Origin of the sequence: Rhizobium sp. 1399, from assembly GCF_031455475.1 — a bacterium.
GTDB lineage: Bacteria > Pseudomonadota > Alphaproteobacteria > Rhizobiales > Rhizobiaceae > Rhizobium.
Window position 1 is genome coordinate 60408 of the sequence record NZ_JAVDSU010000020.1, and the last position, 12163, is coordinate 72570.

The window sequence follows — 12163 nt, forward strand, 5'->3', positions numbered from 1 at the left end:
ATTTCCAGGATTTCGGTCTCCTCATCGCTTCGCCCGGTTGGCAGATCGGCGCCTGACTGCAAGGCAGCGCGAAGCAGCGGAACACGGGAGGGCTGTGCCGCCGGCTCAGGTCGAATTGATCAGTTCTCTGGTGGAGAAACAGCTACGCACCAATCAACTGAGGTCGGTATTTTGTTCAAGGCTGTTCCCGCACGCCGGGCGTCGCCTCCCGTTGATCGGCATCCTCAAGATCGCTTTTTACGATGAAGCTATCGGCGTGCTCGTGTGCGGATTCTCGAAGCGCATCGAGCTTGGGGACATCATTCCCCTCCAGTTCATCCTGCTCGTACAGGATTTCATGCTCGGCCTGCGGCGACGACTTCGACTGGCGCATCCGGTCGGGATTTTCCTTGAGCGCGCGCGGGTCAACCTTCATGATCCGCATGGCCTGTTCCTTTCGGGAAGATCATGGACCGGCGCCTTGCCAGCCCTTCCTGTCTTCATTTTTTCTCGAAGACACTTCCTGGACCGCAGAGCGGCCGGACTGCGGCAACTGCGGCCGAGCATCCCTGCTGGGAAGTTCAAGCGGGGCTGCCAGCCCTGCGAAGAACAAGCGGCCGGGATGACGCAGGCGGCGGTTGAGCGACAGCGTCGGCAGGAGGACCGATCTGCGACGGGTTCATCCCTCCCTCTTTTCAGTTCTCACTTATCAATTTGAAGCTGGGCGCGAAGATAATTGGATCCGGCAGCAGCCGTACGTCGCGAGGATCACCTAAGCTCGCCGCCCAAGAAGGGCCAGCGCGTCAGCCATCATACGCTTCAAGATGACTTTCCTGCTTTCCGGTGCGGCAGAAGCAGCTTTAGGGATAGCAACGGTAGAAGGCGATGGATTGATGGTTTCGGAAGGTGAGACCGGAAGCGGCTGTTCGACCAGTGCGGCGACAACGACGTGCGTGACCGTTGTCTCATCCGATTTAACCGCGACAGTGACCTGTCCTCCGGAACGGAGGCGGTCGACGCCCGTTTGAGCGGCCTCCTGCTCGTCTTGAGCTTCGACCAGCGATGTCTGCGTCACCAGAAAAAACGGCATATGTTCCCACGCAATGTTTGAGTGCAGATCTCATCCGCCAAGCGGGTGCGGTCAAGATGCAGCACCGGATTTGCGGTCGCCTCCGAAATAAAAAGGCGCTCGACCCGTGAGGGGAGCGCCTTCTTCTGTATCCCGGGACTATGTCAAACGCCGCGGCGATTGCAGCGAGCAGGACATCGTCTCATCGGGAAGTGATGCTAAGATATTGTTGACGAAGAGCAATTTCAAGTCGTGATCTAGGGTCAGAGCCGATCGATTGAGCCAGAGCCGCCGAGACTTTGGATGGGCAACGTGTCACGCGCGCTCGGCGCTCAAGAGCCGATCGGCAAAGTAGCGCGATGGCGTGGTCCCAAGCGCCTTCTTGAACATGACGATGAAAGCCGTGGTGGAGTCGTACCCTAAGTCGCCTGCTACCTGTTGGACTGTCGCACCGCCGGCAAGTTGCCGCAGGGCGATGACCAGATGTAGCTGACGCCGCCAACGGCCAAAGCTCAATCCCGTCTCTTGGACCATAAGCCGCTTCAACGTTCGCTCACTGATGGCGACATGCTCGGCCCATTCGCCGAGCGTGCGCCGGTCGCTCGGGTTTGCCAAAAGCGCCGCAGCGATCAAGGCAATCTTTGGATGGTCGGATACAGGTAGCTCCAGCCTCTCCCGCGGCATCAGGGCGAGCTCATCGAGCATGACCCGCATGAGGCGATCGACATGAGCGTCGGGCGCGTCCCTCTCCGATAAGTCCGCTATCCGGTGAATCATTTCCCGAAGCATTGGCGATACCGAAAGCGTGCAGCACTCATCCGGAAGCTCCGCCGCGCCAGGCTCGACAAACAAGTATGTCAGTCGAGCATTGGATGTGACCTGATTGCTGTGCGGAACGCCGCCGGGTACCCAAAGCCCACAGTTGGGTGGAACGACCCAGACCCCGCTTTCCGCTGTGCATGTCACCGCGCCATGGAGCGCCAGGATCAGTTGACCCTGCGGGTGCTGATGCTGATGCCCCTCGGCTTCATAATCGGCGAAGTCCACTCTGAACGCCATCGCCGGCCCATGCGAGAGGCTCAGATCTATGGCAGTGCTGCAGGTTGGCTTCATCAACGGTTGGCCTGATTTCGAGATCATATGGCATTATCTCCACTTTTGCCCACCAAGCAATCCTGTAAGAATCGGCCCAGCAAACTGTAGGAGATGAGCCATGCGCATTGCTGTGGTTGGGGCGACCGGCAGGATCGGTGCCCGACTTACCGAGAACCTCTTGGCCAAAGGCCATTCAGTCAAAGCTCTTTCGAGAGGGGGGCTCGCCCTCGAAGCACTTGTCGCGAAAGGCGCAGAGCCGTTCGTGGGGAGCTTCGATACGGGCGATGGCGAGCTTGGCAGGTTCTTCGAAGACGCTGACGCTGCCTTCCTGATGGTCAAAACCCTTTGGGCGGCGGAGGACTTCCATGGGCACTACCCTGCGGTCGCGCTTCGGTTTTTTGACGCGCTTCGCGATTCTCCTGTGAAATTGGTCGTGAGCCTGACCGCAATGGGGTCCGAGCTCAGCGGAAACACTGGCCATTTCCAGGGCTTCCATATCCTGGACCAGATCCTCAACCGGTTACGCGACATCAACTTGGTGCATCTGCAGGGTGGCTGGTTCATGGAGGACCTGGGGAGGTGGGCGGATGCAATCGCGCAGCACGATAGGATCGGCTTTACGCTTGCCCCCGATGTCAAAGCGCCTTGGGTTTCCATTCAGGACCTCGCGGATTTTGCGGCGAAGGAGTTCGACACGCCGACTGAGCAGCACCGGTCCGTAAAGCAACTGGGCATCGATTACACGATGACCGAGATCGCCGCGCTGATCGGCCGGGCACTCGGTAGCGCGGTGGATTATGGCTTCATCAATCCGAATGATCGCGAGGTCGAAACGGTATTCCGGGAAAAATTCGGAACGCTCGATCGGTGGGTCTATGACAAGAACACCGCGGCGGCTCTTAACGATGGGCGAGTCAAGTTCCGCGATGATCGTCCGGCGCTGCCCACGACAATGGAAGAATTCGTCAACGACACCCTGAAGCCGCTTATCGAGAAGGCGCGGACGGATGGCGTCAAACCAGAGACCTTCCTGACGTGGAGCTTGCAACGATAATGGCCGAGTTAGCTGCCCAAGTGCGGTCGCGGCATAAGTCGCTCGGGATCGTCCGATGAGGCGAACGATGAATAAAAAAATGGGCCTGCGGAAACCGCGGCCCATGAAGTGTGGAGATCTAAAACCTCCAGAGGGGAACAGCTGCTGCGACGGAACTGGGAGGTGACCGCCATGTGCATCAGCTGAAGGCGTTATGCCTGATTTTTGACCACCAGGAAAACAATTATTGTGCAACGCAGCTATGCAGTTGCCGCGACGGTCTCGTTGTCCAGATCTGCCGACAGTTGAGCCTCGATTGCCCGCAGCTTCAGGCGCTTTTCCTCCAGGTCGTCTGCGAACGCGAAAGCGCCCCCGTCTCGGGAACGGTAGGAAACCAATCGCTGCTCGGCCTCTTCCAGACGCCGGTGATACTGGCGCTGTTCGTCGTCGAAGCCCTCAAGAGCATGCTCCAGACGAGAGATGGCGCCTGATGGAGTGACCGTAATCGCCAGATCGATCTCGTAGTCTGCGCCAGTGCGCTGCAACAGCGTCTCATAACGATAGCCGTCGCCCTTGCCGAAGCGCTCAAGGCGCGGCGAAGCTTCCCTTGCCGCCTGCCGCTCGCAAGCGGCACCAAGGAGATGAAGGGTCTCAACGAGACCCACCCGGAACGTATTCATGCACGATCTCCAGATCGTCTTCGTCATCGAGTTCGTCGCTCGGCAGAACACCGAACTCGTCGCCGGACCTGAACAGCGTGACTGGAACCATCAGGGTGCGGGAAAGCTGGAAGGCATGGTTCTGCGCAAGGGTAAGATCGGTGTTCATCTGAGGCTCCATCTTAGGAGCGGGCCATTCCCGCTCGATGGCTCCCGTTAGTGTCCGGAACCGGTCGCGATCACCGCGCAGGCGCAGCCGGGGCGGCCGCAGCTTGCCTAGCGGACCCCGTCAGCGGGTTGATCGACGGAAATCCGGGACTGGACCAGGAAGCCATCCATGAAGAGCGGGAATGGGGCGCCTCAACAGATCGGCCTCCGACCAACAAAGATCGTGCATAAGCGGATCTTGTCGCTGTCCTCGGTACCTGATGCTTTCTTCTTTTCGCTGCGGTCATCAGGTCAGAGTCGACGCTCACAAAAATTGGAGACGGTACCGCAGGCTTTTGACAAACAGTGATCTGGCGTGCTTTTCTGTCCTTGGTCCTAGGACAGAGGACACAAGCTGGAAAAATTTATGAAAAGCCAGGACATCGTCATACTGCTCAAGCTCCAGCCTCCAGGAGCAGGAACAGGAGCAAGGGGTCGAACGCATACGCCTAGAGGCCCAGGGCGATGACCCATACTCCGTTCGGAACTTGGAGGCATCTCTCGGTATAAGCAAGACCGAGGTCAACGAATCGATCAAGAGGAGCCTAGCCTCTGGCATTGCAAGCAAAGATCGCGAGCTTGGCAGACCCAGGCCCAGCCGGCGGAACCTGTTCAATTTCATCGTCCACGGCCTGAAATTCATCTTTCCGGCAAAGCCCGGATCAATGCAGCGAGGCATTCCAACCGCCTTTGCGGCACCTATGCTCGAGGGCCTTTTGGTCAGTGCCGGCAACTATATTTACGTCTGGCCCCACCCAAGCGCGCACGAAATGGGCCAGTCTGTCGAACCGCTGTTCAAGAGCGTACCGGAAGCAGTCCAAAAGGACGTCCGCCTCTACGAATATCTGGCACTCTGCGACGCAATCCGCCTTGGAAACCAACGAGAAGTGGGCTTGGCAAGCGATCGGCTCTCGAAAAGGATACTCGATAAATGACGACTGTCCGCGGCCAGCTGCTCGAAATGTTGAAAGTCGTAGCAACGGCGCTGGGGCAAGATTTGCGCGATCGTCTTGTGTTCGTCGGAGGATGTACGACCGCACTTTTCATCACGGACCCGGTGACCCTCGAAGATGTCAGGGCCACCGACGATATCGACCTTATTGTTGATCTTGCGGGGCTACCGACGTTGATCAACCGGGCATGTGTCGCCTCATGAACAATCGTCGATGCAATCGTTTCAACAGATGACGACAGGACAAATCCCGGATCGAGCCTACATCTCCTCAGTTCGGGGGCGTATTGTCCAACGGCCCCAAACTGGTAGCTCACCCAAATTCGGTCGAATGATGCAATTGCCTGTTTGTACCGTTTGGCATCATAGGATTTTATTAAGACCAATGCGCTTTTTACGCGGTGTATCACCACACCCTGATCCTCATCACAGAAAGCCCCGATCCAAAGACCGTCAACACTGATCGACTTCGAAAGCCTCAAAAGCACGAAATCGACAAGACGATGGATTACTTTGCCTACCTTGCCCGTCAAACGGAGCCCTCCGTGCGCACGCAGCGGATGGTAAATCAATTAAGTTCAAAGTCCTTTAAACGTTTGGCCCAGCTCATGGTGGGATTGGGACATCGCTCACATATCGAACGCTTGATGCGCGAAAATGCTCTGAGGGCCAGGCCGAGGCGACGCGGGCTGCCGAAAGATGGCGGTGAGCGCCCGGTCATCATGCCGAACGTGCTGGACCGGCAGTTCGAAGCGGATCGGCCGAACCAGAAGTGGGTGGCCGATTTTACCTACCTATGGACGGCTGAGGGTTGGCTCTATGTGGCTGCCGTCATCGACCTGTTCTCTCGTCGTGTCGTTGGCTGGTCGATGAACAACAGCATGACCTCCCAACTCGTGACCGACGCGCTGATCATGGCCATCTGGCGCAGAGGCAAGCCGGATGCGCTGTTGCATCATTCGGACCAGGGTAGCCAATACAGTGCGTTGGAAAGCCCCATGATCGGTGGCTGAGTGTTCGGGCGAGGCGGGCGTGACGCCTGCAGACTTTGCGGGAATGGCCGGTTGTGGCGCGATTATCAACTTTAGGGGAGCGGAACAAGAGGAGTGCGAAATCGCCGCTGGATGAAAGTTCAGTCGCAGGTCATTAAATCGAGAAGGATCAAAAAACGCGCGCAATTTCACGTTTTAATGTCCTAAACACCAAAATAATCTCAAAAGTTATTCTTCCGCGTGATGCATAAACCTGCACAGGGACGGCTTAACGCGGACGGACTAAGCGTTGAAGCAGATTGCCTGGCGAAGGCGCCAGGCATGGCTATCTCAAGTGACCGGGAAAAATTCGCTTTCAGCCAGAAGCGGCAGCACCACAGAATACGTCCCAACGCGACCAGTTAGTCGATAAGATCGGCTTGGGCGCTCATTCTGCGAGCGCACCTCGTGTTCGCAGAAATCTTGTCAGTCCCTCGACGAACACGCGTACCTTTCTAGGAATATAGCGGTTTGAAAGATAGACGGCCCGGATGACATGGGGCTCATGCCGCCAATCAGGAAGCACGCGTTCGAGCGTGCCCGACGCAATCATCGGCTCCAAAAGGACGTCGTGGACGAGCCCGATACCCATACCGGCGGCGATCGCCTCGCATATAAGATGTGAATTGTCCGATCGGAGGACCGGCTTCACGAGCACGTCCGTGACCTCTGCCGAGCGTCTCAGACGGATCTGCTCGGCGCCTTCTAGATACGAACGCACAACGTAGTCATGATGCTTCAGATCTGCAGGATGGCTCGGCCGTCCGTGCTCATCCAGATATCGAGGCGTTGCCGCGAGACTGCGTTTCAATAACCCTATCTTTCGCACAATCAGCTGACTTTCCGTGACCGGCCCCATCCGAATCGCCAGATCAAGGCCGTCGGCGGCCAGGTCGACGAAGCGATCGGAGAGGGCGACGTCTAAATCGATCCCCGGGTGTTCGTTCCTGAACTGAAATAGGTACGCGCCCAGAATTTGGGTCCCGAAGCTAATCGGCGCGCTAATGGCTAAACGACCGGTGATCCCCGCGTCCAGATCACTGACAATCTGGTCCGCTTCCTCCATGCGCTCCAACACCCCTCTGACATGCTGCAGATAAACGGCACCCGCCTCCGTCAAAGCAACTTTCCGCGTCGTTCGATCGAACAACCGGGTCCGTAATTGATTTTCTAGGGCCCGGATTTGCTGACTCACAGCGGATTGCGCGCGCTAAAGATCACGAGCCGCAGCCGAAAAGCTGCCGCTTTCTGCGACGCGCACGAAACATGACAACATTGAAAGGCGATCCAACGGAGATCCATATATAAGCGAGTGAGATAATTGCTATCTAATTTGCCAGAATTAATCAGCCAGGACAATCGCGGTATACGAATTCACGTATTCGTCCAAATTGCCCGGAGCTGACATGCCAATCTCACGCCGTAATCTTTTCGCCGTCTCTGCAGGCCTCGCTTCCATCGCTGTTCTCCCTGACTCCCCGGGTGCTTTTGCATCGGTTCCCGCCGCCAAAACTCCAGTGCCAGGTGTGATCCGCAGAAAGGTCGGAAAGATCGAGGTGACCGCTCTCCTCGACGGTTATATGGAAATGTCCGCCGCTCTGTTCAAAGCACCGCAGGAAGAAGCTGCCCGCCTCGCCCGCGAACAGTTCCAGCCGGCATCACCGCGCTTGAGCCCGGTCAATGCCTATCTAATCAAATTAGGCGACAGGCTCATGTTGATCGACACGGGGGCAGCTAATCTCTTCGGTCCAACGCTTGGAAAGGTGCCGCAGGCACTTGCCACGGTCGGAGTCAAACCCGAGCAGATTGATGCGGTGCTGCTCACCCATATGCATCCGGATCACGTTGGCGGCGCCATCGATCAGCATGGCAAGGCCGTATATTCAAACGCTGAGCTAATTGTATCCGAGGCTGATTTTCGCTACTGGCACGACGATGCCGCGCTTGGCCAGGCTCCAGCTGCATTTAAGCCGTTCTTCTCCGGAGCTCGCGCCGTCACCAGCGCTTACCAAAAGCGTTTGACGCAGTTTTCCGGTGAAACCGAGGTATTCGGTGAGCTGAGGACTGCGCCGCTGCCCGGCCATACACCGGGCCATAGCGGTGTTGTGCTTCATTCCGGTGACGACGCCCTCTTCATCTGGGCCGATATTGTGCACCATGCGGCATTTCAGTTCGCCCATCCGGAATGGGGTCCCGCTTTCGACGTTGATGCAAACCAAGCAGCAGCTTCACGCAAGCGCGCGTTTGACCAAGCCGCCTACGATCGCATCCTTATAGCTGGAATGCATATCCCCTTTCCTGGCTTTGGCCACATCGCATCGGACAATGGTAAATACCGGTTTGTGCCCGCCGAATGGCAGTATGTACTCTAGGCGGCCGAGGTGAGCATGCGGATGCTGGCGAAATCTGCGCAAGATTTGGCGGATTCTATGCGATAACCATCCACTCGGCCGCTAATATCACGCTGCAAAGAGCTTCCTGCGAGTTAGTTCCTACGCTTACGAACCTTCCCAACAAATAACGATGACGGCATAGATGCGCTTGGCTAGATTGACAGCTCCCGGAGGTCTGGAAAATCCTAGAGTTTCTGGAGAAGATCGTCCTTCCCCAAAGCCGGGAGAAATCCTGGTCAGGATCAGGGCAGCTTCCATAAATCTACGAGACGATTTCATAGTGCAAGGCAAAGTGCCTTTTGTCGACGGGCGCGTGCCTCTCTCTGACGGCGCCGGAGAGATGGTCGAGATCGGCGATCGGGTCAGCGGATTAAAATTGGGGACAGCGTTGTTAGCGCGTTTTACCCATACTGGACGGCCGGCGAAATGATGTCTTCTACCAGACGCGACATACCAGGTGAGCATTTGGACGGCTTCGCTTCCGAATTCGTCAGCATGCCCAGCCATTTTATCCGGCACCTGCAGTGGCGACACCTAACCCTTGAGCGCCTTTCCGTTGATCGATTTGTCGCGCAATTCCTTACTTTCGAAAGCTAAAACTCAGGCTGCGCGGCGTCGTCCCACCATCAAGATCATCGCGCCCAACCCGCATAGTGCCGCGCATAACGCGAACAGTGACCAATACCCGAATGCATTGGCCCAAAGCCCGGTGCCAAGCCCCCGAAAGGAGGAACCCGACACTAATCGTGTTGCCGAACAGAGCAGAGGCGATTCCAGCCCGGCCGGGAAGAAGGTCTTGCATAAAGGCCATGCCGACGATGCTTATTAATCCGATCCCGGCGGCCCTTGGGATTTGACCCAGATAGAGCGACGCCAGTGTCGGCCATGCGAGTGCCATAACGAAGTAGGCGGCGAAAAGAACAAACCCTGCGAGGAGCAGCTCTTGCCTGTCTGACAGTTTTGGCCAGAGCACGAAGGCGGCCATGACCACGACTTCCAATCCCGCACAGAGACTAAATAGGAAACCGACGTCTTGTTCGGTCCCGAGCTCTTTCGCCACGACGATCGCCATTGCATTCGACCCCATGAACATCGCAGTGTGAAAAGCCGACAGGGCGACGGCAGCTGGCGCGGCACGGTAAAAGACTTCCGATGTCAGCTTAGCGCGTCCCTCGGCATTGACGACCGCTCGCATGCGGGTGAAGAAAACGATGGCCAATGACAGTCCAGCTAGCGAGGCCGCTCCCAGGAATACGCCTGGAAAACCTGTCTGAGACACCAGGACAGCGCCGAGAGCCGGGCCGACTGTCCAGCTGAGCGACGAGACCAGCCGAAGGATCGCCATTCCGCGCGATATTGTCGAGCCCCCGAACTCGTCCAGTCGGCCTTTGGCCACCGCGAACAAGATGCTGAAAGATGCCGCGCCAAGCCCAAGGAGAATGCCGGCGTTTACGACCAACATCCAAGTCTCTGTAAGCCACGCGCAAAGACTAAATCCGATGCATTTCGAAAGAAGCGAAGTGAGGAGCGGCCAGATGACGGGTTGGCGGTCGAGGAGATGCCCGAAGAAGCTCGTGACGGCAATTCCAGTCGCCGCTGGAATCGTCAGAAACGCGCCAAGCTCCAGCGGCGACATCCCAACTACTTGGACTGCAAGGAGCGCGATGTAGCTCCCTGCCATCGCCTCCGCGAGCATCGCCAAGAGGATCGCAAAGAATACCGCACCGAAGGTCGGCACGCGAAAAGGCGAAACCCCGGATGCTTCCGCATGCTCGACATTCTGCTTCATTTGTTCCCCTGACGCCTGTGGCTCCTGACGGACTTCAGCATGATAATCCGAGCAACGGACAATTGTTCAGCCTGAACTGGCACTGCATAGGAGCTCAGAGCTCGTTCTCGATACGCCGGAAGCCTGGTGGTCTTCCGCCTTCGGGGACCTAACGTGCTTGCTCATGCGTTCCAAACGACCACATCCTTGCAGAACCGAAGAGGACATGATCCATGACCACCGCACCAATAGCCCGAGTGTGGCGCGGCCGAACCCGACGGGAAATTGCTGACGAATGCGAACAATATCTGAAGGCCGAAGGCATCCCGCGGCTGTTGCAAAATGCCCTTGGTTCAGCTCTTAAGGGAGGATCTCGATACTGAGACGTGGTTCGCGACGACATCGTATTGGCCGGATATCGAATCCATGACGGCATTCACGAAAGGCAATCCTACCAAGATGCACCACCCCAAGAGAGATGCCGAATATCTGATCGAGCCGCCGGAGGGGATCGCCATACATACGATTCTTATTGATCGGCATCCGTCAGGCAGAAACGAACGAAACTAACTGTTCCAGGCGTCGTTCTGCGGCACCGCGTCCAGGACGACATCGTAAGCCCGGTATTTCGCAGCATATTTCTTCGGCGATAAGGGACGTGGGCTGCAGGCAGACTGCTGGGTTCACGCTCATACTTCAACTGAACAGAAAAACATCTTATGCGTAATCCCGAACCGGCCCGAGCCGACATTCCCCGGGTGCTCCGCTCTAACCATCAATCATGCTGCTCACTATCGGCTAAGCTCGGGCATCCTCTTTTCGTCGGATGAGACCGTGCACTCAGCTTGTTTCCGTCAGGGTCGCGAAGATATGCAACGAATGCCCCGTTCGGACGCTCGGCAGGCGGGCTCTCAATTGCTGTCCCACCATGCGCGGTACCAGCGGCATGCCATGCGAGAACGTGGTCCCGACCCGCTGCGGCGATACCGATCGTCCCACCGTTGGCCGCAGTCGCCGGCTTGCCATCGATCGGTTTCGTGATCATCAGTCGACCGCCCTCGTGTGAATAGATCGGGCGGCCCCTCGGATCCATCTCGCCGAGGTTGCCTCCCAAGGCAGCGAATGTGGCGTCGTAGAAACGCTGATAGTAGGCCGCCCCTACCCTAGTCAGTCCCACCCGCGAAGCGCCACGTAACCATTCAAATCACTTAGAGGCCGGGAGATACTCATCTCCCGGCCTTCCCCTCATCAATGCCCAGCTATACAGCGACACCGGCCTTTAAACTTGTGAGGAGGGTCACGAGCGCCTCGGCTCCCGCGGTCGACGATGCCGGGTTCTGTCCCGTGATCAGCCTGCCATCAGTGATCGCAAAGCTCTCCCAGTTTGCCTTTTTCTCGTAGAGACCGCCGAGCCGCTTGAGTTCGTCCTCAACCAGGAACGGTACGACCTTCGTGAGCTGCACTTCTTCTTCTTCGCCGTTGGTGAAACCCGTCACCCGCTTTCCTTTGACGATCGGAGCGCCCTTATAGGTTACCCGGTGCAACACAGCAGGCGCGTGACAGACCGCCGCAACGGGCTTGCCGTTGTTGTAGAAGGACTCGATCAACTTGATGGACTCGGGGTTGTCAACCAGATCCCACATGGGACCGTGACCGCCAGGATAGAAGACCGCGTCGAAATCTTCAGAGCGCACGTCACTTAGCCTGGTGGTGGCCGAGAACACTCTTTGAGCGGCCTCGTCGTGCTTGAACCGCGTCATGGCAGGCGTCTGGTTCTCTGGCAGGTCGCTCTTCGGGTCGATCGGCGGTTGACCGCCCTTGGGTGACGCCAGCGTCAAATCGACTCCGGCATCGCGGAAGACATAGTACGGGGCGGCGCCCTCTTCGAGCCAGAAGCCTGTCTTGCGCCCTGTGCTTCCGAGTATGTCATGAGAGGTGAATACCATGAGGATCTTCATTGTTCAGCTCCATCCAGTT

Annotated in this window: 11 protein-coding genes and 4 pseudogenes; 6 read left to right on the top strand and 9 right to left on the bottom strand. The window is 57.4% G+C overall.

Going from position 1 to position 12163, the window contains the following annotated elements:
- Positions 1 to 175: 175 nt before the first annotated feature.
- The 3 genes from J2X71_RS35800 to J2X71_RS35810 all read right to left on the bottom strand — a co-directional run bounded on the left by J2X71_RS35800 (position 176) and on the right by J2X71_RS35810 (position 2188).
- Entirely contained in the window at positions 176 to 424 is a 249-nt protein-coding gene (locus J2X71_RS35800; protein WP_310390152.1) for a hypothetical protein, read from the bottom strand.
- A 327-nt stretch (positions 425 to 751) separates the two neighbouring features.
- Complete coding sequence (locus J2X71_RS35805) at positions 752 to 1069, bottom strand: hypothetical protein (protein WP_047637134.1); 318 nt, start codon at positions 1067 to 1069, stop codon at positions 752 to 754.
- A gap of 294 nt (positions 1070 to 1363) precedes the next feature.
- Complete coding sequence (locus J2X71_RS35810; protein WP_310390017.1) at positions 1364 to 2188, bottom strand: helix-turn-helix transcriptional regulator; 825 nt, start codon at positions 2186 to 2188, stop codon at positions 1364 to 1366.
- A 73-nt stretch (positions 2189 to 2261) separates the two neighbouring features.
- Between J2X71_RS35810 and J2X71_RS35815 the strand changes: the two genes are divergently transcribed.
- A complete protein-coding gene (locus J2X71_RS35815; protein WP_310390019.1) occupies positions 2262 to 3197 on the top strand; it encodes an NmrA family NAD(P)-binding protein in 936 nt (311 codons plus the stop codon).
- Between the two features lie 239 nt (positions 3198 to 3436).
- On the opposite strand, the pseudogene J2X71_RS35820 reads toward J2X71_RS35815, so the two are convergent.
- Both J2X71_RS35820 and J2X71_RS35825 read right to left on the bottom strand, forming a co-directional pair.
- Positions 3437 to 3763, bottom strand: a pseudogene (locus J2X71_RS35820) (hypothetical protein); the annotation flags it as partial.
- A 64-nt stretch (positions 3764 to 3827) separates the two neighbouring features.
- Positions 3828 to 4004 (bottom strand): hypothetical protein, encoded by a 177-nt coding sequence (locus J2X71_RS35825; RefSeq protein ID WP_310390021.1) that lies wholly within the window; start codon positions 4002 to 4004, stop codon positions 3828 to 3830.
- Between the two features lie 969 nt (positions 4005 to 4973).
- Between J2X71_RS35825 and J2X71_RS35830 the strand changes: the two are divergent.
- Positions 4974 to 5162: pseudogene (locus J2X71_RS35830) on the top strand (hypothetical protein); the annotation flags it as partial.
- Between the two features lie 467 nt (positions 5163 to 5629).
- A pseudogene (locus J2X71_RS35835) lies at positions 5630 to 5980 on the top strand (DDE-type integrase/transposase/recombinase); the annotation flags it as partial.
- A 433-nt stretch (positions 5981 to 6413) separates the two neighbouring features.
- Here J2X71_RS35835 and J2X71_RS35840 read toward each other — a convergent pair.
- Positions 6414 to 7220: a LysR substrate-binding domain-containing protein gene (locus tag J2X71_RS35840; protein WP_310390023.1), complete on the bottom strand. Its 807-nt coding sequence runs from the start codon at positions 7218 to 7220 to the stop codon at positions 6414 to 6416.
- Between the two features lie 211 nt (positions 7221 to 7431).
- On the opposite strand from J2X71_RS35840, the gene J2X71_RS35845 reads away from it, so the two are divergent.
- Together J2X71_RS35845 and J2X71_RS35850 are read left to right on the top strand one after the other, a co-directional pair.
- Positions 7432 to 8397, top strand: coding sequence for an MBL fold metallo-hydrolase (locus tag J2X71_RS35845; RefSeq protein ID WP_310390025.1), 966 nt, complete (start codon positions 7432 to 7434; stop codon positions 8395 to 8397).
- A gap of 163 nt (positions 8398 to 8560) precedes the next feature.
- A complete protein-coding gene (locus J2X71_RS35850) occupies positions 8561 to 8848 on the top strand; it encodes an alcohol dehydrogenase catalytic domain-containing protein (protein ID WP_310390027.1) in 288 nt (95 codons plus the stop codon).
- Between the two features lie 150 nt (positions 8849 to 8998).
- Here the strand turns inward: J2X71_RS35850 and J2X71_RS35855 are convergent, their stop codons facing one another.
- Positions 8999 to 10207, bottom strand: a complete 1209-nt coding sequence (locus J2X71_RS35855) for an MFS transporter (protein ID WP_310390029.1) — start codon at positions 10205 to 10207, stop codon at positions 8999 to 9001.
- A gap of 212 nt (positions 10208 to 10419) precedes the next feature.
- On the opposite strand from J2X71_RS35855, the pseudogene J2X71_RS35860 reads away from it, so the two are divergent.
- Positions 10420 to 10756: pseudogene (locus J2X71_RS35860) on the top strand (hypothetical protein).
- 205 nt (positions 10757 to 10961) lie between these two features.
- On the opposite strand, the gene J2X71_RS35865 reads toward J2X71_RS35860, so the two are convergent.
- On the bottom strand, positions 10962 to 11363 hold the full coding sequence (locus J2X71_RS35865; protein WP_310390031.1) for a VOC family protein: 402 nt from the start codon (positions 11361 to 11363) through the stop codon (positions 10962 to 10964).
- A gap of 82 nt (positions 11364 to 11445) precedes the next feature.
- Positions 11446 to 12144 (bottom strand): type 1 glutamine amidotransferase domain-containing protein, encoded by a 699-nt coding sequence (locus J2X71_RS35870; protein WP_310390033.1) that lies wholly within the window; start codon positions 12142 to 12144, stop codon positions 11446 to 11448.
- Positions 12145 to 12163: the final 19 nt, after the last annotated feature.

Bases quoted from the DNA above. Each gene is read 5' to 3' on its own strand.
- J2X71_RS35855 (WP_310390029.1), bottom strand. From the start codon at position 10,207: ATGAAGCAGAATGTCGAGCATGCGGAAGCATCCGGGGTTTCGCCTTTT.
- J2X71_RS35825 (WP_310390021.1), bottom strand. From the start codon at position 4,004: ATGAACACCGATCTTACCCTTGCGCAGAACCATGCCTTCCAGCTTTCC.
- J2X71_RS35850 (WP_310390027.1), top strand. From the start codon at position 8,561: ATGCGCTTGGCTAGATTGACAGCTCCCGGAGGTCTGGAAAATCCTAGA.
- J2X71_RS35810 (WP_310390017.1), bottom strand. From the start codon at position 2,188: ATGATCTCGAAATCAGGCCAACCGTTGATGAAGCCAACCTGCAGCACT.
- J2X71_RS35805 (WP_047637134.1), bottom strand. From the start codon at position 1,069: ATGCCGTTTTTTCTGGTGACGCAGACATCGCTGGTCGAAGCTCAAGAC.
- J2X71_RS35845 (WP_310390025.1), top strand. From the start codon at position 7,432: ATGCCAATCTCACGCCGTAATCTTTTCGCCGTCTCTGCAGGCCTCGCT.
- J2X71_RS35800 (WP_310390152.1), bottom strand. From the start codon at position 424: ATGCGGATCATGAAGGTTGACCCGCGCGCGCTCAAGGAAAATCCCGAC.
- J2X71_RS35815 (WP_310390019.1), top strand. From the start codon at position 2,262: ATGCGCATTGCTGTGGTTGGGGCGACCGGCAGGATCGGTGCCCGACTT.
- J2X71_RS35870 (WP_310390033.1), bottom strand. From the start codon at position 12,144: ATGAAGATCCTCATGGTATTCACCTCTCATGACATACTCGGAAGCACA.